The 22332-nt window shown below is 67.0% G+C and carries 20 protein-coding genes; 6 read left to right on the forward strand and 14 right to left on the reverse strand.

Translation table 11 applies throughout. The features are described from left to right. Positions 1-196 precede the first annotated feature (196 nt). Both GU927_RS16760 and GU927_RS16765 read left to right on the forward strand, forming a co-directional pair. On the forward strand, positions 197-418 hold the full coding sequence (locus tag GU927_RS16760; protein ID WP_217765713.1) for a hypothetical protein: 222 nt from the start codon (positions 197-199) through the stop codon (positions 416-418). Between the two features lie 12 nt (positions 419-430). Then, the gene (locus GU927_RS16765; RefSeq protein ID WP_161763600.1) at positions 431-1411 is read left to right on the forward strand and encodes a DUF6976 family protein; all 981 of its coding nucleotides are present in this window, start codon (positions 431-433) and stop codon (positions 1409-1411) included. Between the two features lie 39 nt (positions 1412-1450). Here the strand turns inward: GU927_RS16765 and GU927_RS16770 are convergent, their stop codons facing one another. After that, complete coding sequence (locus GU927_RS16770; RefSeq protein ID WP_161763601.1) at positions 1451-1693, reverse strand: hypothetical protein; 243 nt, start codon at positions 1691-1693, stop codon at positions 1451-1453. Positions 1694-1707: 14 nt separating this feature from the next. Next, positions 1708-3342, reverse strand: a complete 1635-nt coding sequence (locus tag GU927_RS16775; protein WP_161763602.1) for a site-specific DNA-methyltransferase — start codon at positions 3340-3342, stop codon at positions 1708-1710. A 376-nt stretch (positions 3343-3718) separates the two neighbouring features. Here GU927_RS16775 and serS point away from each other — a divergent pair, with 376 nt between their 5' ends. Both serS and GU927_RS16785 read left to right on the forward strand, forming a co-directional pair. Next, complete coding sequence (gene serS, locus GU927_RS16780; RefSeq protein WP_161763603.1) at positions 3719-5011, forward strand: serine--tRNA ligase; 1293 nt, start codon at positions 3719-3721, stop codon at positions 5009-5011. A 44-nt stretch (positions 5012-5055) separates the two neighbouring features. Beyond that, on the forward strand, positions 5056-5757 hold the full coding sequence (locus GU927_RS16785) for a hypothetical protein (RefSeq protein ID WP_161763604.1): 702 nt from the start codon (positions 5056-5058) through the stop codon (positions 5755-5757). A 27-nt stretch (positions 5758-5784) separates the two neighbouring features. On the opposite strand, the gene der is transcribed toward GU927_RS16785, so the two are convergent. From der to GU927_RS16800, 3 genes are read right to left on the reverse strand one after another with little or no spacing between them, the layout of a single operon-like run. Then, positions 5785-7251 (reverse strand): ribosome biogenesis GTPase Der, encoded by a 1467-nt coding sequence (der, locus tag GU927_RS16790; protein WP_161763605.1) that lies wholly within the window; start codon positions 7249-7251, stop codon positions 5785-5787. A gap of 47 nt (positions 7252-7298) precedes the next feature. After that, positions 7299-8663 carry an outer membrane protein assembly factor BamB family protein gene (locus GU927_RS16795; RefSeq protein WP_161763606.1) on the reverse strand — a complete coding sequence of 455 codons (1365 nt, stop codon included), beginning with the start codon at positions 8661-8663 and terminating at the stop codon, positions 7299-7301. A 4-nt stretch (positions 8664-8667) separates the two neighbouring features. Continuing rightward, positions 8668-9351 carry a tetratricopeptide repeat protein gene (locus tag GU927_RS16800; RefSeq protein WP_161763607.1) on the reverse strand — a complete coding sequence of 228 codons (684 nt, stop codon included), beginning with the start codon at positions 9349-9351 and terminating at the stop codon, positions 8668-8670. A 176-nt stretch (positions 9352-9527) separates the two neighbouring features. Here GU927_RS16800 and GU927_RS16805 point away from each other — a divergent pair, with 176 nt between their 5' ends. Then, positions 9528-10910 (forward strand): calcium-binding protein, encoded by a 1383-nt coding sequence (locus GU927_RS16805; protein WP_161763608.1) that lies wholly within the window; start codon positions 9528-9530, stop codon positions 10908-10910. Between the two features lie 3 nt (positions 10911-10913). On the opposite strand, the gene GU927_RS16810 is transcribed toward GU927_RS16805, so the two are convergent. Together GU927_RS16810 and GU927_RS16815 are read right to left on the reverse strand one after the other, a co-directional pair. Further along, entirely contained in the window at positions 10914-12746 is a 1833-nt protein-coding gene (locus tag GU927_RS16810) for an ABCB family ABC transporter ATP-binding protein/permease (protein WP_161763609.1), read from the reverse strand. Positions 12747-12850: 104 nt separating this feature from the next. Continuing rightward, complete coding sequence (locus GU927_RS16815; RefSeq protein WP_161763610.1) at positions 12851-14293, reverse strand: LysM peptidoglycan-binding domain-containing protein; 1443 nt, start codon at positions 14291-14293, stop codon at positions 12851-12853. 117 nt (positions 14294-14410) lie between these two features. Here GU927_RS16815 and GU927_RS16820 point away from each other — a divergent pair, with 117 nt between their 5' ends. Beyond that, positions 14411-14965, forward strand: a complete 555-nt coding sequence (locus tag GU927_RS16820) for an LOG family protein (protein WP_161763611.1) — start codon at positions 14411-14413, stop codon at positions 14963-14965. Here the strand turns inward: GU927_RS16820 and rarD are convergent. The 7 genes from rarD to GU927_RS16855 form a co-directional block, all read right to left on the reverse strand. Further along, a complete protein-coding gene (rarD, locus tag GU927_RS16825; RefSeq protein ID WP_332838509.1) occupies positions 14905-15909 on the reverse strand; it encodes an EamA family transporter RarD in 1005 nt (334 codons plus the stop codon). The genes GU927_RS16820 and rarD overlap by 61 nt on opposite strands. Positions 15910-16133: 224 nt before the next feature. After that, the gene (locus GU927_RS16830) at positions 16134-16736 is read right to left on the reverse strand and encodes a superoxide dismutase (protein WP_161763612.1); all 603 of its coding nucleotides are present in this window, start codon (positions 16734-16736) and stop codon (positions 16134-16136) included. A 138-nt stretch (positions 16737-16874) separates the two neighbouring features. Continuing rightward, positions 16875-17297, reverse strand: a complete 423-nt coding sequence (locus GU927_RS16835) for a hypothetical protein (protein ID WP_161763613.1) — start codon at positions 17295-17297, stop codon at positions 16875-16877. A gap of 98 nt (positions 17298-17395) precedes the next feature. Continuing rightward, positions 17396-18253, reverse strand: coding sequence for a hypothetical protein (locus GU927_RS16840; protein ID WP_217765714.1), 858 nt, complete (start codon positions 18251-18253; stop codon positions 17396-17398). A 183-nt stretch (positions 18254-18436) separates the two neighbouring features. Then, positions 18437-18988, reverse strand: a complete 552-nt coding sequence (locus tag GU927_RS16845; protein ID WP_161763615.1) for a sarcosine oxidase subunit gamma — start codon at positions 18986-18988, stop codon at positions 18437-18439. Beyond that, on the reverse strand, positions 18981-21992 hold the full coding sequence (locus GU927_RS16850) for a sarcosine oxidase subunit alpha family protein (protein WP_161763616.1): 3012 nt from the start codon (positions 21990-21992) through the stop codon (positions 18981-18983). The genes GU927_RS16845 and GU927_RS16850 overlap by 8 nt, the downstream gene beginning before the upstream one ends. Next, the gene (locus GU927_RS16855) at positions 21989-22312 is read right to left on the reverse strand and encodes a sarcosine oxidase subunit delta (protein ID WP_161763617.1); all 324 of its coding nucleotides are present in this window, start codon (positions 22310-22312) and stop codon (positions 21989-21991) included. Before GU927_RS16855 ends, GU927_RS16850 begins: the two co-directional genes overlap by 4 nt. Positions 22313-22332: the final 20 nt, after the last annotated feature.

The following is a 22332-nucleotide window of genomic DNA, read 5'->3' on the forward strand; positions in this document are numbered from 1 at the left end:
AACGCGCACGGCATTTGGAACCCTCGCAGGGCGGCAAACTTGCCGCCGCAGGCGCGCCCGTCCCTGCGCCCTGACGCAACCGTGATCGCCGCCCCGTCACGGTCCGACGGATGCCCTGCATAAACTCCGCCCCCCGCCCGCCGTTACACAGAGCGGGAAGCGCGCGTTTTCCCGCCGGTCGCGCCACCGGCGGGCTGTGAAAGAAAGTGACCGTCACGCCATGAACGAAAGCCGACTGAAAGCCCTCATCACGGGGACCAGCGACCTGTCCAAGGCCAGCCTCGCCTCGCGCGTGCTCCTCAACCGCCTGCGGATCGAGGCGCGCACCAACCCCGCCAGCCTGCCGCAGAAGGTGGCCGAACTTGCCGCCTTCATCGCCAAACACGCCTTCGCCGCCGACGATTTCGCCCGGATCTAAAGGACCACGCCCATGAAGAACGAACTCCTCACCCCGGCCGAAACCGCCGAGCGTATCCGCGCAGGCGCGATCCTCTCCATCGCCGGCCCCGACGCCCTGCTCGCCACCCTGCCCCGCGGCACATGGATCGGCGGCACCACCGTCTACATGCTGACCGAAGACGGCGGCGCCCGCATCGACGACCGCCTCTTCGTCTCCACCTTCGAAAGCGCGACCGGCGCCACCATCCGCCACCACAGCCCCGACACCCTGCCCGCCCTCGCGCAGGACCGGCCCGAGGGCGTGACCCTCCTCCTCATCCCCGCCTTCTCGGACGCGCACCGCCGCTTCGCGCTGGACGGCACCACCTATGACGGCCTCTTCGACCAGCCGCTCGCGGGCTGGATCACCGGCGTCCCGGTCGAAAAGATCGGCACCACCGCCCCCGCCATCTTCGACGGCACCACCGGCACCCGCCATACCGAAGGCGCCATGGCCCTCCACGTGGCCCTGCCCGCAGGCACCACGCCCAGCCTCGACATCGTCAACATCTTCACCCCCTCGGACGATCCCGCGACGACCTTCACCTTCCCCGAGACCGGCTTTTCCGCCCGCACCGCCACGGTGAACGGCAAGACGGTCGATCTCGCGGCCTATCTGCGCGCCCATGCCATCGACACCCGCCTTCCGCTGGTGGCGAATTACGCAGGCGCCCTCATCAACGTCTCCTTCGAACATGTCGACGCGGCGGGCGGCGGGGTCAGCTTCTACGCCCCCGTCATCGCGGGCACGGAATACCGCCTCGCCACGGCCCAGCCCGACTACGCCGCCGCCTTCGCCGCCACGCTGGGCGATGGCGGAGAGGGGATGCTGTCGTGCAACTGCATCCTGAACTACCTGCACGGCGACATGGCGGGCAAAAAGACGGGCCGCTTCACCGGCCCCGTCACCTTCGGCGAGATCGCCTATATCCTGCTCAACCAGACGTTGGTCAAACTCGACCTCGCCGCCTGATCCTCCGCGCAGGAGGGGCAAGATCGCCCGTCCTGCGCCCTATTTCCGCCGGTTGTCGTAATGGTAAAGCCACAACCGCGCCAGCATGAGCAGGACGCAGAACGCGATCACGCTGCCCAGAATGAACAGGTTTTCGTCGAACCCGAACCGCCGCGCGACCCACAACAGCCCCGCGACCACCGCCGTCAGCGCCAGAATGGCCGCCAGCATCGGAAAGGCCCGCAGAAGGTTCCAGACCAGACCCAAAGCCACCATCCCGAAAACGACAAGCAACGGCTCCATCGCACCCCCCGCCCCTACAACTCCAGCCGCCCCTGCCGCGAGGCATCCTCCTCGCGCGCCGCCGCGCGGAAGGTGTCGGACCGCCGCAGCGGCAAGCGCACCGCGCGGTCGCGCAGGCGCATCGCCTCCTCGATCGTCACGATCTGCACGCGCGGCACGGCCACCCCGTCCACCTCCACCTGTCCGGCGCTCGCCGCCTCCTCGACCATGGGGCGCGTGGGGGGCGTCAGGGTCAGGAACACCGCCAGATCGGCCTTCTGGCGGTCCATCACCCCCTTCAGGTCGCCCACCATCGCGCGGCCCACATTGTCGCCCGCCTTGACCGACACGATCCCGCGCCCCGTCCGCCCGAAATAGAGGTTGCCGTCAAAGCCCCCATCCGCCCCCCGCTTGCCAAGGTTCCCCGGCACCGCGTCGATGAGAGAGAGCGCCCATTTCTCGAACTCGAAATAATAGCGCCCGTCCGACCGCCCCCTGCGCGCAAGGTCCTGCGCGCTGGCCAGATCCTGCGGCACGCCCTGCGTGGTGAAGGCCACGCCCGGAAAGGCCTGCCGCAGCCGCTTTTCGATCAACCCGATGGCCAGATGGGTGACGTCGATCCCCATCCACGCCCGCCCCAGCTTCTCCGCCGCATGGACGGTGGTCCCGCAGCCGCAGAACGGGTCCAGCACCACATCGCCGGGATTGGAGGAGGCGTTGAGGATGCGCTCCAGCAGCGCGACGGGCTTTTGGGTGGGGTAGCCGAGGCGTTCTTGGGCTTGGGAATTAAGCGGAGGGATGTCGGTCCAGATTGTCCCCATCACACCGCCGGATTGCTCACTCAAATAACGCTTGAGTTGAGGCCGCTTAGTTACGTCGATTTCTCCGCTTCGATTTCGCGGATACCAAACGCGGCCGTCACTATCCAAACGCTGCATCGTTTCGAGTGAATAGCGCCAACCTTTTGGCGGACTCTCGTGGCCTTTCCACTCGTACATCATATTCGGACGCGGATTCGGGCTTGTCATGTTATCCAAGCGATAACGACCGCGACCGTCACCGTCATCATGACGGTATTTGTCCGACAAATACTCTTCCGAGTGAGGCTCGCGCGGTGTGTTCCAAACAAACGCATCAGACTTCGTAAAGAAAAAGACCTTGTCAGCAACCTTGCTCCAAGTCTTGCTGTCGCTGTGCGTTGTGGTCCGTTTCCACGTTATCTCGTTCTGATAGCCTTTTCCCCCAAACACCGCATCCAGCAGCACCTTCAGATAATGGCTCGCCGTCGGATCGCAGTGCAGATAGAGGCTCCCCGTCGGCTTCAGCACCCGATGCAATTCGATCAGCCGCAACGCCATCATGGCCAGATAGGCCATCATGTCATTCTCGCCCAGAAAGCCCCGCATCGCGCGCAGCATCTCTGCCGCCGCCGCATTGCCGGACCGCATGACCTCCTGATAGGCCTCCTCCGCGCTCTCGCCCCAGTGCCACGTGTCGTCAAAGGCCTGTATCTGCGCCGCCGCCTCCTGCCCCTGCGGCGACTTGAACAGCACGTTGTAGCTGGCGTTGGAATTGAACGGCGGGTCCAGATAGATCAGGTCCACCGTTTCCGACCGGATGCTTTCGCGCAGCACCTTCAGATTGTCGCCGTAGTATAACGTATTCACCATCGACCCGATCACTCGTCACTGTCGGCGCGATCCTGCACCGCAAATCCACAACCACAGGTTAACCGCCCTTCGGCGGCGGTCAACTCCCGACCGCCCCCCCGCGCAACGGCCGCCACGGCGCGCTTCCCTCCCCCTCGTGGGGAGGGAGAGGGTGGGGGGATTTCCGGCACCCCCCTTCGCACCAGCGCACCCTTAACCACGTTGCGCCCCGCTTCGTGCGCCCATCGCGTATGTACAGTTTGCGGCACAACCCTCTGCACAACCTTCGGCACAACTCCGGACGACCTCTGCCAAGGATATCAACCCCTTGGCCCACCCCCTTCCCCTTCCCGTCCCCATCTGGCATACCGACCCCGTTAAATCAGGGGTCACAGTCATGCACGACATCCGCGCCATCCGCGAAAATCCCGCCGCCTTCGACGCGGCCCTCGCCCGCCGTGGCCTGCCCCCCGCCTCGCCCGAGATCCTCGCCCTCGACGCCGACCGCCGCGCAAAGATCGCCGCCGCCGAAACCGCGACCGCCGACCAGAACCGCGCCTCCAAGGACGTGGGCGCCGCCAAGGCGCGCGGCGACGATGCCGAATTCGAACGCCTCCGCGCGCTTGTCGCTGAAAAGAAAGCGGAAATCGCCCGCCTCACGGCCGAGGCCGACACGCAGGACGCGGCCCTGCGCGACATGCTGATGCGCATCCCCAACCTGCCGCTGGCCGATGTGCCCACGGGCAAGGACGAGGATGACAACGTCGAACTCCGCCGCTGGGGCACCCCCCGCGCCTTCGACTTCAAACCGCTGGAGCATTTCGAGATCGCAGGCGTGAAGCCCGGCATGGATTTCGAAACCGCCGCCAAACTCTCCGGCGCGCGCTTCGTCGTGCTGCGCGGGGCGGTGATCCGCGTCCACCGCGCGCTGGCGCAGTTCATGCTGGACACCCATGTGGCCGAACATGGGTTAACCGAGACATGGACGCCGGTGCTGGTGAAGGAAGACGCCATGTATGGCACCAACCAGCTCCCGAAATTCGCGGAAGACAGCTATCAGACGACCAATGGCTGGTGGCTGGTGCCGACCTCAGAAGTCACCCTGACCAACACCGTGGCGGGTGATATCCTCGATGAAAATCAACTGCCTATCCGCATGACCGCCCATACCCAGTGCTTCCGCTCCGAAGCGGGCAGCGCGGGCAAGGACACGACCGGCATGCTGCGCCAGCACCAGTTCGAGAAGGTCGAGATGGTGTCGATCACCACCCCCGACACAAGCGGCGCCGAACATGACCGCATGACGCGCTGTGCGGAAAATATCCTTGAAAAACTGGGGCTTCCCTATCGCACCATCGTGCTCTGCACCGGCGACATGGGCTTTGGCGCGCAAAAGACGCATGATCTGGAAGTCTGGCTTCCCGGCCAGAACCGCTATCGCGAGATTTCCTCCGTCTCGGTCTGCGGCGATTTCCAGGCCCGCCGGATGAACGCCCGCTTCCGCCCGGCAGGTGGCGGAAAACCCGAATTCGTCCATACACTTAACGGCTCGGGCCTTGCCGTGGGGCGCTGTCTGATCGCGGTGCTGGAGAACGGCCAGCAGGCCGACGGTTCGGTCGACCTGCCCGCCGTCCTGCACCCCTATCTGGGCGGCAAGACGCGGATCGCCGCCGACGGCAGCCTTCAGTGACGCATGGCACAGGTCCAGACCCGCGACCGCTGCGTATACCTTTCATGAAGACACGCGCCCTTATCCTGCTCATCGTCACGCTCGCCTTCGGGGCGGCCCCTTTCCTCACGCCGCCCTTCCGCGGCTATGACCCCGCGCTCTTTCCGGTGAACATCCCCCGCCCCTCGATCCAGCCGGCAGGCTATGCCTTCGCGATCTGGAGCGTGATCTATATCTGGCTTTTCGCCCACGCGATCACAAGCCTTTGGAAACGCGCGGAAAATCCCGCATGGGACCGCACGCGCCTGCCGCTTGCGCTGGCCATCGCGCTCGGCTCGGCCTGGCTCTGGATCGCGCCACAGGCCCCCATCGCGGCCACCGTCACGATCCTCGTCATGGCCGCCGCCGCCATCACCGCCTTCCTGCGCGCCGACACGGAAACCGACCGCTGGCTGCTCTCGGCCCCCATCGCCATCCTTGCAGGCTGGCTCTCGGCCGCGGCTGCCGTATCCACCGGCGTGGTGATCGCGGGCTACGGGCTGCTGTCCGACACCGCCTCGGCCTTCGCCATGATCGCGGCCATCCTGACGCTTGCCACGTGGGTTCAACGGCAAAAGCCGCGCATGCCGGTCTACGGGATCACCGTGATCTGGGCGCTGGCGGGTGTCACCGTGGCCAATGCGGGGCTGAACCCCGTCATCGCCATCCTTGCGGGTCTGGGCATCGGGCTGATGGCACTGGTCCTGCGCCCGACCTTCCGGGGATGATCCAGCCCCACCGCGCCCCGCCGAGGCTCAGTCCTTCCGCCCCTCGATATGCTTTCGCAGACGGCTGGGCGTGTGGAATTTCCGCTCCCTGAACGGGTTTTTATCCGACTGGCTGCGGAACATGATGCGGATCGGCACGCCCGGCATCTCGAAGTGATCCCGCAACCCGTTGACCAGATAGCGTTTATAGCTTTCCGGCATCTCGTCGGGACGCGAACACATCACCACGAAACCGGGGGGCCGCGCCTTCACCTGCGTCATGTAGCGCAGCTTGATCCGGTGCCCGCCCGGCGCCGGCGGCGGGTGCGCCTCGGTCATGGCACCCAGCCATGTGTTCAACCGCGCCGTGGTGATCCGCTTGTTCCAGACATCATGCGCCCGAACGATGGCGTCATGCAGCCGGTCCAGCCCCCGCCCCGTCTTGGCCGACACCGTCACCAAGGGCGCGCCGCGCAACTGCGGCAGAAGACGCTCGAACATCTCCTTCAGCTCGGCCAGCTTTTCCTGCTTCTCGTCTTCCAGATCCCACTTGTTCACCGCGACAACGACCGCGCGCCCCTCGGTTTCCGCGTAATCCGCGATCCGCAGATCCTGCGTCTCGAAGGGGATCTCCACGTCCAGCAGCACCACCACGACCTCGGCGAAGCGCACCGCGCGCAGACCGTCCGCGACCGACAGCTTCTCCAGCTTCTCGACCACCCGCGCCTTCTTGCGCATTCCCGCCGTGTCGAAGATCCGCACGGGCGTGCCCATCCAGTCCGACCGGACCGAGATCGCGTCGCGCGTGATCCCCGCCTCGGGGCCGGTCAGCAGACGGTCCTCGCCGATGATCTTGTTGATCAGCGTGGATTTTCCGGCATTGGGCCGCCCGATCACCGCAATCTGCAGGGGCTTCTTCGCGGTGGGCCGGTGGGCGGCGGGATCGACCTCCTCGTCGCCCAGCTCCTCGGGGATGTCCACTTCCGTCTCGGGGGTGTTCATCGCCTCGCGTTCCGCGAATTCCTCGCGGAAGGGGGTCAGGATGCGGTACAGGTCATCCATCCCCTCGCCATGCTCGGCCGACAGCCGCACAGGCTCGCCCAGCCCCAGCGACCACGCCTCCAGCGCGCCGGAATCCCCCGCCGCGCCCTCGGCCTTGTTCACGCCAAGGACCACGCGGGCATTCTTCTTGCGCAGGATATCGGCAAAGACCTCGTCCGACGGCGTCACACCCACCCGCCCGTCGATCAGGAACAGGCAGACATCCGCCATCTCGACCGCGCGTTCGGTCAGACGGCGCATCCGGCCCTGAAGGCTGTCATCTGTGACTTCCTCCAGCCCCGCCGTGTCGATCACGGTGAAGCGCAGGTCGAACAGGCGCGCATCGCCCTCGCGCAGGTCGCGCGTGACGCCGGGCTGGTCATCGACCAGCGCCAGCTTGCGCCCGACAAGGCGGTTGAACAGCGTGGACTTGCCCACATTGGGACGACCCACGATCGCAAGGGTGAAGCTCATCTTCCGCTCCGGAAATCCAAAGGATGACCCCTTACACGGGGATCAGGTCAACGGAAAGCGTGAAGTTGCCCGTTGGCCCCGACCACATAAAGCGTCCCGCCCGCCAGCGCCGGTGCCGAAGCCGCCCCGCCGGGGATTTCCGCCCCGCCCACCAGCGCGCCATCCGCAGGGTTGAACAGCCGCAGCTGCCCGTCGCCGGACACCACAGCCAGCCGCCCGCCCGCCAGCACGGGGCCGAAATGCGGGATGATGGCCTTGCGCCGCTTGGGCTTGTCCTTGGTGAAATAGGGCATGTCGATCGCCCAGACAGGCTCGCCCGTGGCGGCATCCAGACGCACCAGACGGTTCTCGTCATTCACAAGGAAGACCGACCCGCCCACCACCAGCGGCGGGTTCAGCGCGCCCTCGACCGCGGTCCAGATCCGCTCGCCCGACGAGGTGTCGAAGGCCGCCGTCCGCCCCGAGGCCGTGCCCGCATAGGTCACGTCGCCAAGGATCACCGCATCGCCCGTAATGTCGGTCAGCCCGCCATAGGCGCGCCCGACGCGCTGCCCCGTGACAGGGGCCTGCCAGACCTGCACGCCCGACACCTTCAGCGCCGCCGTAATCGACCCGTTGGCAAAGGGGAAAAGCACCAGATTGGCCCCCACCGACGGCCCCGCCGCACCCAGCACGCCCGTCGCGCCCACGGCACCCGGCACGGTCCATTTCACACGGCCCGTATCGGCCGCCACCGCCCAGCCCGACCCGTCGCGCCCTGCCGCATAGACGATCCCGTCCGCCACGGCCGGCGCACCGGTCACGGGGCTGTCCAGACGCTGCCGCCAGACCACCGCGCCCGTCGCCGCATCCAGCGCGACCAGCTCGCCATAGGCCGTGGTCGCATAGACCCGCCCGCCCGCCGTCGCCAGCCCGCCGCCCGAGGCACCGCCGCCCCTGTCGAATTCGGCCGTCAGATCGGCCTGCCAGATCACCGCCCCGCCGGTCGAGGTGGCCTGCACCACCGCCGCCGAATCCATCGTGAACACGCGCCCATCTGCCACCACGGGGGCGGCGCTGATGCGGTTCTTGCGTCTGTTGCCCGACCCGATGGCCACAGACCACACCCGCGCGGGCGCCGCCGACAGCGCGCCATGCGGCTGGGCATGGTCCGCCCCGCCGCCGCGATGGGTCCAGGCCGCATTGGCCTGCGCCGCGGGCAGCGAGATCGGCTCGGCCCGGTTCTCGGGCCGGTCGGGCGGTGCCACGGGGGCGGGCTCGCCCTCCACCGGCACGGATGCCTCCAGATCGGCCCGCACGGGGAAACGTTCCCCCTGCAGGATCAGCTCGCGTTCACAGCCCGCCAGCACGGCCATCATGGCCAGCCCCGAGATCGTCACCCCAATCCTGCGCGTCACAGTCACGGCTCCCATCCCATCAGCCCGCATCGGCCGCTTCCGCCTCTTGCGGCACGGTGGCAGGGGCCACCTCACCGCCAAGGGCGACGATCATCTGTTCCGCCCGCGCCCGCAGGCCCGAAGGCGATTCCTGGTCGTCCAGCAGCGCGGTCAGGGCGGCAATCGCCTCGTCCGTCTTGCCTTCCTCGACCAGAAGATAGGCCATCTGCTCCAGCGCCAGCGTCCGGTAGGGACGCCCGGGCGCCGCGATCGGGTCCAGCGCCGCGCGCCGCTCGGCCAGCGCCATGTCGGCCCCCGCGATCACCACCTTCCGCAGCACCGCAAGATCGCGATAGCTGGGCGGTTGGGCGGTATCGGCGGCCAGCGCCTCCAGCGCGGCAAGCGCCCCCGCGCGATCCTCGACCGGATCGGTCGACAGCAACAGCTTCAGGATCGCCGTCTGCGTGCCATCCGTCGGGATCGCCTGCAGGGCCACGCTCCGCTCTGCCGTGCCGCCAAGATCCAGCGCGTCCAGCACCGCATCGCCGAAATGCTCGGCCCGCGCCGTGGCCTGCGCCTTCTGCCATTCGGACCAGCCCGCACCGCCCACGATGGCCAGCACCACCAGCACACCGATCCAGCCATATCTGCGGAACAGCGCGAACAGCCTGTCGCGGCGGACCTCCTCGGTCACCTCTTCGATAAAGCTGTCGGGATTGCTCACGGGCCTCTCCAGTCCTTTTCCTCCGTCTTACACGCAAGCGGGAACCCTTGCCAAGCCCCGCGCCCTGTCACGGACGGAACCTTGCCGCCTCTTCTTCACCTTCGAAGGGTCAAACTTTCTCCATATCCGTCCGTTGTGCTATGGGCCGGTTGCGGTAATCGGTGTCAGGGTGTGTCATGGGTCTCGAATTGCTGTTCTGGCCGCTGCTTCTTGCGGGCTTCGTAGGCTACGATCTCGTCGCGGCCAATCAGGATGACGGCACCACCTCCACCAACTCGCCCGCCACGGATGACGACCCCGCAGGGTTCGACACGGGCTATATCGCCACCGACACCACCGCGGGCGCAAAAAGCGATACCGGCGATCCCGATGCCATCGCGCTGTTCGACCCGCAGGATTACGCCGACACCGTCGCGGGCGGCACGGCCAGCGACAGGCTGCTGCCCGCCGCCGATGGCACCACCACCGCCTTCCTCGGCGCTGCAGGCAATGACAGCATCACCGGCGGCGCGGGCAATGACTGGGCCGAAGGCGGAACGGGCGACGACGACATCAACCTCGGCTCCGGCAACGATCTCGTCTTCGGGGGCAGCGGCAATGACGCGCTCTATGGCGGGGACGGCACCGACTTCCTGCATGGCGGCCTCGGGTCCGACAGCCTGTCGGGCGGGGCGGGCAATGACAGCCTGCACGGCGGCGCGGGCAACGACCTGATCTCCGGCGGCACCGGCTCCGATACGGCCTATGGCGGGCTGGGCAATGACAGCATCATCGGCGGCGACGACGGCGATCTGGGCTTCGGCGGCGACGGCAACGACATCCTGTTCGGCCTATTGGGCAATGACAGCTTGCTGGGCGATGCCGGCAATGACGGGGTCGAGGGCGGCGACGGCAACGACATCATCAACGGCGGCACGGGCAACGACAGCCTCCTTGGCGGAGCAGGACGGGACTCGATCTACGGGGACGAGGGCGACGACCTCCTCTCGGGTGATGGCGCGGGCAATGACCTGATCGGTCCGGCGGGGGATATCGACATCCTCTTCGGCCGCGCGGGCAATGACACGCTCTTCGGCGGGGCGGGCAACGACTCGCTGTCGGGCGGGACCGAGAACGACGCGCTGGCAGGGGGCGAGGGCAACGACTCGCTGCTCGGGGACGAAGGCGATGACAGCCTGACCGGCGGCAATGGCGACGACACGCTTCTGGGCGGGGTGGGCAATGACGCGCTTGACGGCGCGGCGGGCAATGACAGCCTGTCGGGCGGGGCGGGCAACGACACGCTCTATGGCGGGGGCGGCAGCGACGTTCTGACCGGCGGCGACGGGGTGGACGTCTTCGCCCTGCGCGCGGGCTGGACCGCCACGATCACGGATTATGTCCCGACCGACAGTCTGGTCGTGGAATGGACCGGCACCACCGCGCCGGTCGTGACCGTGACCAACAACACGGGCGCCAATACCAGCACCATCCTACTGGACGGCGTGGCGGTTGCCACGGTGAACGGCACATCGACCCTTGCCGCCACGGACATCACCCTGCGGCAGGTAACGACCTGATCCCTATTCCGCGGCGAGGCTCTCTTCCTCTTCCGCCGATTGCCGCGCCCACATGGCGGCATAGCGTCCGCCCAGTTCCAGCAATTCCTCATGCGTGCCGGATTCGGCGATCAGCCCCGCCTCCAGCACCACGATCCGGTCCGCATCCGCGATGGTCGACAGCCGGTGCGCGATGGTGATGACCGTGCGCCCGTGCCCCATCTCGCGCAAGCTGTCCTGGATATCCCGCTCGGTCTGGGTGTCCAGCGCGCTCGTCGCCTCGTCAAGGATCAGGATCGGCGGATCCTTCAGCAGCGTGCGCGCGATGCCCACCCGCTGCTTCTCGCCCCCCGACAGCTTCAGCCCCCGTTCGCCCACCTTCGTCTCGTACCCTTCCGGCAGCGACACGATGAAATCGTGGATCTTCGCCGCCTTCGCCGCCGCCACGATCTCGTCCTCGGTCGCATCCGCGCGGCCATAGGCGATGTTGTAGCGCACCGTGTCGTTGAACAGCACCGTATCCTGCGGCACCACCCCGATCTGCGCGTGGATCGAGCCTTGCGTCACGTCGCGCAGATCCTGCCCGTCGATCCGGATCGCCCCCCCGTTCACGTCATAGAACCGGAACATCAGCCGCGCCACGGTCGACTTGCCCGACCCCGACGGCCCGACCAGCGCATAGCGCTGCCCCGCAGGCACGGTCAGGTCGATCCCCTTCAGGATCGGCCGCGCGGCGTCATAGCCGAACTCCACCCCGTCAAAGACCACCTCGCCGCCCCGCACCGCCAGATCAGGCGCGCCGGGCTTGTCCTTCACTTCCGCAGGCTGGCCCAGCAGACCGAACATCTCGCCCATATCCACCAGCGCCTGCCGGATCTCGCGATAGACCGTGCCAAGGAAGTTCAGCGGCATGGTGATCTGGATCATATAGGCGTTGACCATCACAAAATCGCCCACCGTCAGCGCACCCCGCTGCACGCCCATCGCGGCCATGACCATGACGATCACCAGCCCCGTAGTAATCAACAGCGCCTGCCCCGCGTTCAGGAACGAAAGGCTCTGCCCCGTCTTGACCGCCGCCACCTCATAGCGCTGCATCGCGCGGTCATAGCGCGCCGCCTCGCGCGCCTCGGCGTTGAAATACTTGACCGTTTCAAAGTTCAGCAGGCTGTCGATGGCCTTCTGGTTGGCATCGGTATCCTGCTCGTTCATCTCGCGGCGGATCTTCACCCGCCATTCCGTGACCTTCAGCGTGAAGGTGACGTAAAGCGTGATCACCACCACCACGACCGCCATGTAGGAAAAGCCGAAGAGCGTGGCGAAGATCACCGCCACCATCGCCAGTTCCAGAACCAGCGGCCCGATGGAGAACAGCATGAAGCGCAACAGGAAGTCGACGCCCTTCACCCCCCGCTCGATGATCCGGCTGAGGCCCCCCGTCTTGCGCGTGATGTGATAGCGCAAGGACAGCGCGTGGATATGCTGGAAGGTCTGCAAGGCCAGCTTGCGCAGCGCCCGCTGCCCGACACGGACAAAGATCGCATCGCGCAATTCCTGAAAGGCCACCGTCCCCAGCCGCGCCAGACCATAGGCCACGGTCAGCCCCACCGCCGTCAGCCCCATGATCGTCGCCGCATCCGGCGTGTCGCCCGCCAGATTATCCACCGCCTGCTTGTAAAGGAACGGGGTCGACACCGACACGATCTTCGCCGCGACAAGCATCAGGAAGGCCCCCACGACGCGCCGCTTCACCCAGCCCTCGCCCTCGGGCCAGAGATAGGGCAGCACCCGCCGGATGGTCTGCCACCCGCTCGACGGTTTCTCGATGGCGTCCGGATTGTAGGGGATCTTGCGCATGTCAGGGGGTCCTTTCGGCCCCCCTACCTATGCCCCTTCGCGCCAAAGCGCCAGAGGGGCGGACCCCGCCCCCCCACACATCCCCCTGTGCAATCCTGTCGCGCCTATTCGCCCGACGGGATGGTAAAGACCTGCCCCGGATAGATCAGGTCGGGGTCGCGGATCTGGTCCTTGTTGGCTTCGAAGACCTGCACGTAAAGGATGCCGTCGCCCAGATTCTCCGTCGCGATCTTCCACAGGGTGAATCCGGGCTGCACCGTGATCGTCGCAGGCGGCGCGGCCTCCGCATTGGCCTCCGCCGCCGCCTCGCCCGAACCTTCGCCCGCAGCTTCAACCGTTCCGGCGGTATCGGAACCGCCCTGCGCCGTCGCGGCTCCGGCCTCTTCCGCCACTGCCGCGCCTGCCTCCGGCTCCGCCCCCGCCGAAGCCGCGGCCAGCGCCTCGACCGTCTCGCGCTTGAAGGGCGTCTCGAAGCGGCTCGTCACCTTGCCGCCCTCGTCCAGCTGATCGACACGCAGCGTGTAGATCCCCGCCGCCACCTCGCCCAGCGTCACCGCCCAGTCACCGGCTGCCGAAATCGCGGCATCGGCCACGGGCGCATTGTCCAGATAGACCCGCACCGCCCGCTCTGCCGTCCCGCGACCCGAGAGCTGCACCGCGCCCTCGGGCGTATAGGTGATGGCGTCGATCGTGACATTCGCCACCAGCTCGGCCGGCAGCTCCGCCGCCGATTGCAGCACCTTCGCCCCGTCATCGGTGACCAGCAGCGCCGCAGGGGCGGCCGCCGCCTCGGGCGCGGGTTCCGCCCCGCCTTCCGCAACGGCCACGGCCACAGGCGCCACCGTCGGCGCGATCACCACGCTCGCACCCGACGGCACCTCGGTCCCGTCGTCCCGTTTCATCACCATTGACAGCACGCGCGGCGCATTGCTGGGCGCAAGGTTGAACATGGCCACGAAATTCCCCGCGCCATCGGCGGGAACGGCGGCGATCTCCTGCCCCGTCACGCGCAGCGACAGCATGGTCGACGGCTCGGCCTTGCCCGCAACCAGCGCCGATCCGTCCCGCTCCACCCGCACCAGATCGAAGCTCGGCGCCACGGCAGACGGCAGCGCGGCAGGCTCTGCCGCAGCCGCCCCGTCGTCCGCAGCCCCGTCGTCCACAGCCCCGTCACCCGCAGCCTCTCCGGCCACAACAGCCTCTGCCGCCCCATCCGCCGCAGCCTCGCCAGAGGCCGCAGCCTCCTCCGCAGACACCGCCTCTGCCGCCTCCGCCTCCGCAGCCGCGTCGTCTGCAGCCGCTTCGTCCGCAGCCCCTTCCTCCACCGCCCCTTCCGGCGCGGCCTCGGCCCCTTCGTCCGCACTCCCTCCGGCGGTCCCCTCCGTCGCAGCGCCCGAACCGGTGGGCGTCACCTCTCCGGTCACCTCGGTCTGCGGGGCCGTCCCGCGCACCGACCACGCCCCGTAAAGCAGCGCCGCGATCACCGCCGCGACCACACCGAACACACCCCCGCGCGCACCTGCGGTCATCTCAGCCCAAGGCTTCATCGAAAAAACCCCATCTCCCTGCCGAAGCGGGCGCCTGTTCCCGGCCCCGTCTTCCCTTCACTCCCCAAGCCCGATAACACGGAACACGGCAACCTCCTACACCCCGAAAGCTTCCCCATGACCGCGCTCCGTTCCGTCTGTGTCTTCTGTGGCTCACGTTCCGGCACCGACCCCGACCACGTCGCCGCCGCCCGCGCCTTCGGCCAGTCCATCGCGGATCAGGGCTGGCGCCTCGTCTATGGCGCAGGCGACGTGGGCCTGATGGGCGAGGTGGCGCGCACCGCGCAATCCGCAGGCGCCCCCACCATGGGCGTTATCCCCACCCATCTGATGACCCGCGAACGCGGCAAGCGCGACCTGTCGCAACTCGTGATCACCGAGGACATGCACGAACGCAAGAAGGTCATGTTCATGAATTCCGACGCCATCGTCGTCCTGCCGGGCGGGGCCGGAAGCCTCGACGAATTCTTCGAGGTGCTGACCTGGCGCCAGATCGGCCTGCACCGCAAACCGATCTTCCTGCTCGACGTGAACGGCTACTGGCAGCCCCTCGCCGCCCTCCTCCGCCACGTCATCGACCAAGGCTTTGCCGAAGAGACGATGCTGTCCTACTACAGCACCGTCCCCGACGTGCCCTCGCTCGTCGCCAGATTGCGCGCCGCCCTCTCCTGACGCCACCCCTCCAGCGAATACAGCGCAAGCGCACCCCAGATCATCCCGAAGGCCACCGCGTGCCAGCCGGTAAAGGGCTCGCGGAAGACCAGCACCGCCACGACGGCCTGCAAGGTCGGGTTCAGATATTGCACCAGCCCCAGCGTGGACAGCCGCACCCGCTGCGCCCCCCATGAAAACAGGATCAGCGGCCCCCCCGTGATCAGCCCCGACAGCGGCAGCATCCATGTGGTGAAGGCATCCGCCCCGAACAGGCCCCCCGCCACCACCCCGCCATGCGCCAGTGCAAGCCAGACCAGCGCCAGCGGCAGCAGAAGCATCACCTCCGCCGTCACGCTCACCGCCGCCCCCGCCCGCATCTGCTTCTTGATCAACATATAGGGCGCAAAGGTCACCGCCAGCGCCAGCGCCACCCACGGCGCCACGCCCAGCCCAGCGGTCAGCACGCCCACCGCCCCGCAGGCCAGCGCCACCGCCGCCCCCTGCCCGCGCGACAGCCGCTCGCCCAGCACCAGGACGCCCAGACAGACACTCACCAGCGGAAAGATGTAATAGCCAAGGCTCGCCTGCACCGCATGGCCCGTCTGGATCGCCCAGATGAACAGCCCCCAGTTCACCGCCACGATCCCCGCGGCCAGCCGGACCCGCCCCCGCTGCGCCCCGCGCAGCAAGGCGACCGCCTCCCCGATCCGCCCCCGCAGCGCCAGCGCCACGCCGAAAAAGACAAGGGTCCACAGCGTCCGGTGCGCCAGCACCTCAAGCGGCGGCACATGCGCCATCGCCTTGTAATACAGCGTCGCCAGACCCCAGATCGTGCAGGCCGCCACGATCGCCACAATGCCCTTGCCCGCCTCGCCCAATTCCCGCCCTCCCGCGCCCTGCCCCCTCCTCGCACCCCGCACCGATGGCCGCAAGCCGATCCGCGACGGGACGGCGTCAAACACCCCGCCCCTCAGCGCAACGGTCGGGTCCGGCCCGTGGCCCAAAGCCACGGGGTGCGCACGTCCCGCCCCGGCGGGACGCGCGCACCTCTACCGGCGGAGCGTCGAAACGTGCCACTGGCACCTTTCGACCCTCCTTGCTTTACTCGGCCAGCAGTCGAAGCCCCCCGAAAACCAAAAGGCCCGCCGCACGCGCGACGGGCCTTCCCGAAACCGTCAGACGAAGGTCAGAGCTTCGCCGCCACCGCTTCCCAGTTCACCAGCTTTTCCAGGAAGTTGGTCAGGTAAGCCGGCCGCTTGTTGCGGAAGTCGATGTAATAGGAATGCTCCCACACATCGCAGCCCAGAAGCGCAGTCTGCCCAAAGCAGAGCGGGTTCACCCCGTTCTCGGTCTTGGTGACCTTCAGGCTGCCGTCCTTGTCCTTGACCAGCCAGGCCCAGCCGCTGCCGAACTGGCCCGCGCCGGCGGCCGAGAAGTCCTCCTTGAACTTCGCCACCGACCCGAAGGCCTCGACCAGCGCCTTTTCCAGCGCGCCGGGCATCTTCTTGTCCTCGCCCGGGCCCATCACTTCCCAGAACAGGTTGTGGTTCCAGTGCTGGGACGCGTTGTTGAAGATGCCGTTCTGCGCCACGGCGCCCGCCTGATAGGTGCCGCGGACGATGTCCTCCAGCGACTTGTTCTCCCACTCGGTCCCGGCGATCAGCTTGTTGCCGTTGTCCACATAGGCCTTGTGGTGCAGGTCGTGGTGGTATTCCAGCGTCTCCTTCGACATGCCGAGCGACGCCAGCGCATCATGGGCATAGGGAAGATCGGGAAGCGTGAAGGCCATGGGAAAATCCTCTCTGTTCGCGGTTTCACGAAGATGGGGCAGATAAGATGCCTCGAACGCACAAGGTCAAGGCCGAAAGCGGCCTTTTTCACCGAAGCTGCGCTGCCACAACCTCCCCGGGGCTGCTTCGCTCCCGCCTCACTTCACCGTGCAGCGTCCCTGCCCCTCGAACATGTTGTCATAGCCGCGCGGCAGGGCCGCCAGCCGCATCCGCTGCGGACCCTTGAACCATGTCGCGCGATAGCGCATCCGCACGGTCTGCCCCGCATCATCCGCGGACTGCACCTCCCAGACAAACACCACCTTGCCCGCCGTATTCTCGGACACCTCCGCCGCGATCGGCTTGCCATAGATCGCGGTGATGATCGGATCGATCACCTGCGCCGTTCCCGCCGCCTCGTCATGTTCGATGATGTACTGCTTCTGGATCCAAGTATAGGTGCCCGTCCCGTCCCTGAAGGCACAGTCATAGGTCGCCGCCTGCGCGCCCCCCGCCCGTGTCAACAGCGCCAGACACAGCAAGACACATCCCGAAACCTTCGCAACCACAGGCAGAAACATCTAAACCTCGCACAAGATAAATAACCGGAACTCAACCCTAGGATGCCACCCCTGTGCGGTTCAACGCAAAAAGGGGGCGAACGCGTCCCCCCCCCCGCTCAGATCACCCCGAAAAAGCGCTCCGGTATGGCATAGCTGCGCCTGTTGTGCAGGCGATCATGCACCCACATCCCCGTCCCCTCCTCCTGCCGCCAGCTCCGCCGGATGCGTTGCCGCTGCCAGCCAAAGGTGAAATCCGTCACCTCCGGCGCGGATCGGCAGAACGATTGCAGGAACTGGTCGACATTGTCCGCATCCCGCGCCCAACCCCCGCCAGCGATCCCCTCGCGCACCCGCCCCTCCCCGTCCGACACCAGCGAAAGCCGCGCCGCCTGCCGCCGGTGCAGCAGCGCGGCATCCATGGCCCGCAGATGGAACAGGAACAGCTTCTCGCTCAGGTGCAACACGGGATGGTCCGAATAATGCCCACCCAGCGACCAGCGCACGGGTCGCGCCACGATGCACGGCTTGCAATAGCTGGCATGGATCCTGCCATACCGGCGGCGGCCGAGGACCGGTTCCCCTGCGACCAGCGGCTCCTCCTCCAGATCGACGCGGTGCACCACCTCGATCGCAAAGGGTGTGATCACCCCAAGCTCGCGCGCTTCCGCCAAAGCCGAGGCAAGACTGCCGCCCGCCGCAGGGTCAAGCACCACCAGTTCGTCCACATCGTTCAGAACGACGACCTCGAACCGCTCCAGCAAGGCATGGGCAAAGGCGGTGAGCATCCGCCAGCGCGCCTCATCCCATCCCGGCGCAGGGGGGCGGCGCGGCAGGAAGACCACCTGACAGCCCGCAGCTTCAGGCGGGACCACCTGATCGAACCCGTCCACGAGAATGAACATATGCTCGGGCGGAACGGTCTTGCGCCAATGGTCCACCCATCTTGGCAGGAAGACGGGCTCGTCGCGAACCATCGTCACGCAGGCGATACGGCAACCCTGTTCCACCATTGTCCCGGAAAAACCAATACTCCGGCCCAAAGGTACACCGCGTCACCGCCCGATCACAAGGGACGCGAAGCTGCGCATGCGCGATCCATGCAAGGCATGGCAAAAGCATCGCGCGGGGCCGCATGATCCGGCCCCGCGCGCATCGTCTCAGGCCAGTTCCGACCCCGGCTTGGCACCCGTGGCCAGCAGGTCGAACACATAGCGCCCGACCGACCGGAAGCAGACGACGGTGAACCCGTCCCCGTCCTTCCAGAAGGCCGCCGCCACCTGCGCGGCGCGGGTCCGGCGCAGCTCGCCCGGCTCCAGCGTGGCGAAATCGACCGGCGACAGCTTGGCCAGAACCTGCTCGGCCTTCGCGCCCTCGACACGGAACACCGCCCGCGCGTCGGATACGTCGACCGCCAGATGGTGCTCGCCGCCCATGGCCTTGGCGATGGCCTCCAGCGCCCCCGCCACTGCCGCATAGGGCATGACCAGCAGGTATTCGTCGGGGCTCATCCAGCCGCAGGCACGGTCGCCCCCGGTCACGATCCGCCGCAGCGCGGGGACTTCCGTCCCCACCGCCGCCTTGATCGCCTTGGCCAGCGCCTTGACGTCCGGCTTGGCGCGCAGCGTGATCATGCCCACGGGTCCGATCTCGCGGATGGTGGCAAAGCCCTGTGCGGTTGCGCCTTTCAGCGCGCTCACGGGTTCAGACATTCTGCTTCTCCCCATCCTTGTCAAAGAAGACCTGATCGACGACCCGCGCCTTCACATTGCCGCCGGTGATGGTGTTGAACTCCACCACCTCGCCCATCCGTTCCGGCCCGCGTTTCAGCAGACCCATCGCGATGCCGCGCTTCAGCGTGGGCGAATAGTAGGTGGACGTCACGCGCCCCTGCGTATTCCCCTGCCCGTTCGCATTCACGCCCGGCGCCACGATATAGCTGCCATCCGGGATCACCGACCCGTCCAGCGTCTCGAAGCCGACCAGCTTCCACCGGTCAGGGCTGGCAAGGAAGTTCCGCTGCTGCCCGCGCTTGCCAAGGAAGTCGGCCTTCTTCTTCGAAATCGCCCAGTCGAGGTTCAGGTCCTGCGGGATCACCGTCCCGTCGGTCTCGTCCCCGATCATGATAAAGCCCTTCTCGGCCCGCATCACGTGCAGCGCTTCCGTGCCATAGGGCATCGCGCCGAACTCCGCGCCCGCCTTGTGCAGCGCCTCCCAGAAGGCCGCGCCGTGGGATGCGGGAACCGCGATCTCGTAGGACAACTCGCCCGAGAAGGAGATGCGGTAGACCCGGCAGGGGAACCCGCCAAGGGTGCCATCCGCCCAGCCCATGAAGGGCAGCGCCTCTTTCGAGACATCCATCCCGCCCAGCTTCTCCAGCACCTTGCGGGCATTGGGGCCGACGACCGCGACCTGCGCATATTGCTCGGTCACATTGGCGGTATAGACCTTCCAGTCCCACCATTCGCACTGCAGCCAGTCTTCCATCCAGCCATGGATGCGATCCGCCCCGCCCGAGGTGGTGTGGCACAGCCACGTATCCTCGTCGATGCGCGCCACCACGCCGTCATCCGACAGGAAGCCCTGCTCGTTGCACATCAGGCCATAGCGGCACTTGCCGACAGGCAGCGTGCTCATCACACCGGTGTAGAGCATGTCGAGGAATTTCCCCGCATCCGGCCCCTTCACGATGATCTTGCCCAGCGTCGAGGCATCCAAGAGACCCAGCTTCTCGCGGGTGTTGTTCACCTCGCGGATCACCGCCTGCGCATGGGTCTCGCCCGTGCGCGGGAAGCAATAGGGGCGGCGCCACAGGCCCACGGGTTCGAAATAGGCCCCGTTTCTCTCGTGCCATTCATGCATCGGGGTGCGACGCAGCGGCTGGAAGATCTCGCCGCGCGACTCGCCCGCCAGCGCGCCCAGCGTCACGGGCGTGTAGGGCGGACGGAAGGTGGTGGTGCCGACCTGCGGGATATCTTCATTCAACGCATTGGCAAGAACCGCCAGACCGTTGATGTTGGAAAGCTTTCCCTGATCCGTGGCCATGCCCAGCGTGGTGTAGCGCTTGGTATGTTCGACCGATTCATAGCCCTCGCGCGCAGCCAGCTGCACGTCCGAAACCTTCACGTCGTTCTGGTAATCCAGCCACATCTTCGATTTCAGCGTGACCGGTGCGCCCTGCGGCATGATCCAGACCGCTTCCATCGGGCCTTCCGCCACGGCTTCGGCCACGGGTGCCTTCGCCCCCGCCGACTTGAAGCCCAGAGCCGCCACCGCCGCCTCGGCCTGCGCCGTGGCATCGACCAGAGCCTCGGCCGCCTTCATCGCACCATTGGCGGAACCCGCCGCATAGACCAGCGCGCCACCGTCATGGTTCAGCGGGGGCCGCTGCGGATCGGGCCGGAAGCAGGCATTGACCGTGTCCCAGGTCAGCTTGCCGCCGCAATGGGACCACAGATGGACGACAGGCGACCAGCCGCCCGACATGGCGACCGCGTCGCAGGCGATCTCGTCGATCACCGCGCCCTCGCCCGCCTGCAGGCAGATGGCGACCGACGTCACCCGCTTGCCGCCCTTGACCTTGGCGACACCGCGCCCCGCCTCGATCCGCAGACCCAAGGCACGCGCCTTGGCCACCAGATCGCCCGACGGATTGGCCCGCGCGTCGATGATCGCCGGAACCGCCAGCCCCGCCTCTTTCAGCGTGATCGCCGTGCGATAGCCGTCGTCGTTGTTCGTCACGACCACCGTGCGATCCCCGGGCGACACCGCCCAGTTCACCACATAGTCGCGCACCGACGCCGCCAGCATCACGCCGGGAATATCGTTGCCCGCGAAAGAGATCGGCCGTTCGATCGCGCCCGTCGCGGTCAGGATCTTGCCCGCCCGGATGCGCCACAGCCGATGCTTCGGCCGCCCGTCGCCCGGCGTGTGATCCGCCACCTTCTCGTCGGCCAGCACATAGCCGTGGTCATAGACCCCCGCCGCCGTGCAGCGCGCCCGCAGCGAGACATTGTCCATCGCCGACAGCGCGGCCACGGCCTGATCCACCCATTCGCCCGCAGGCTTGCCGTCGATCACATCGCCATCCACCGGCGCACGCCCGCCCCAATGGGCGTTCTGCTCCAGCAGGATGACCCGCGCGCCCGCCTTGCCGGCAACCAGCGCCGCCTGCAGACCCGCGATGCCGCCACCCACGACCAGCAGGTCGCAGAAGGCATAGGCTTGCTCGTACCGGTCCGCATCGCGGTCCTTGGGTGCCTTGCCCAGACCCGCCGACTGGCGGATGATGGGTTCAAAGACATGCTTCCAGAACGGACGCGGATGGATGAAGGTCTTGTAATAGAACCCCGCCGGCAGGAAGCGGCTGACGTAGTTGTTCGCCACGCCCACGTCGAATTCAAGGCTCGGCCAGTGGTTCTGGCTGGTCGCTTCCAGACCGTCGAACAGCTCGGTCATCGTGACGCGCTGGTTCGGCTCCAGCCGACCGCCGCTGCCAAGGTTGACCAGCGCGTTGGGCTCTTCCGGACCCGCCGCCACGATGCCGCGCGGACGGTGGTACTTGAACGACCGCCCCACCAGCATCTGGTCATTGGCCAGCAGCGCGGCGCCGAGGGAATCCCCCCGATAGCCCTTCATCCGCTTGCCGTTGAAGCTGAATTCCATCGCCGCCGACCGGTCGATCAGGCGGCCGCCTTTCGAAAGACGGGTGCTCATTTGTAACCCTTCCAGTCAGGCCGACGGGCCTTGATCTTCTCGATGATGTCTGCGGGCGGTTCGCCCACCTGTGCGGGATAGGTGCCGAACACCTCCAGCGTCGCCGTGCAGCGCGCGGCAAGAAACCACTTGCCGCAGCCATAGGCATGCCGCCAGCGTTCGAAATGCACGCCCTTCGGGTTCTTGCGGGCGAACATATAGGCCTCGAACTCCTCGTCCGTGGACCCGGGGCCAAAGCGTTTCAGATGCGCCTCGTAGCCCGGGCTAAGTTCCGTCTCCTCGGCCTTCACGCCGCAGTAAGGACATTCAATGAGCAGCATGACCGCGCCCCCCGAAACAG

The sequence above is a fragment of the Paragemmobacter amnigenus genome, assembly GCF_009908265.2.
Classification (GTDB): domain Bacteria; phylum Pseudomonadota; class Alphaproteobacteria; order Rhodobacterales; family Rhodobacteraceae; genus Paragemmobacter; species Paragemmobacter amnigenus.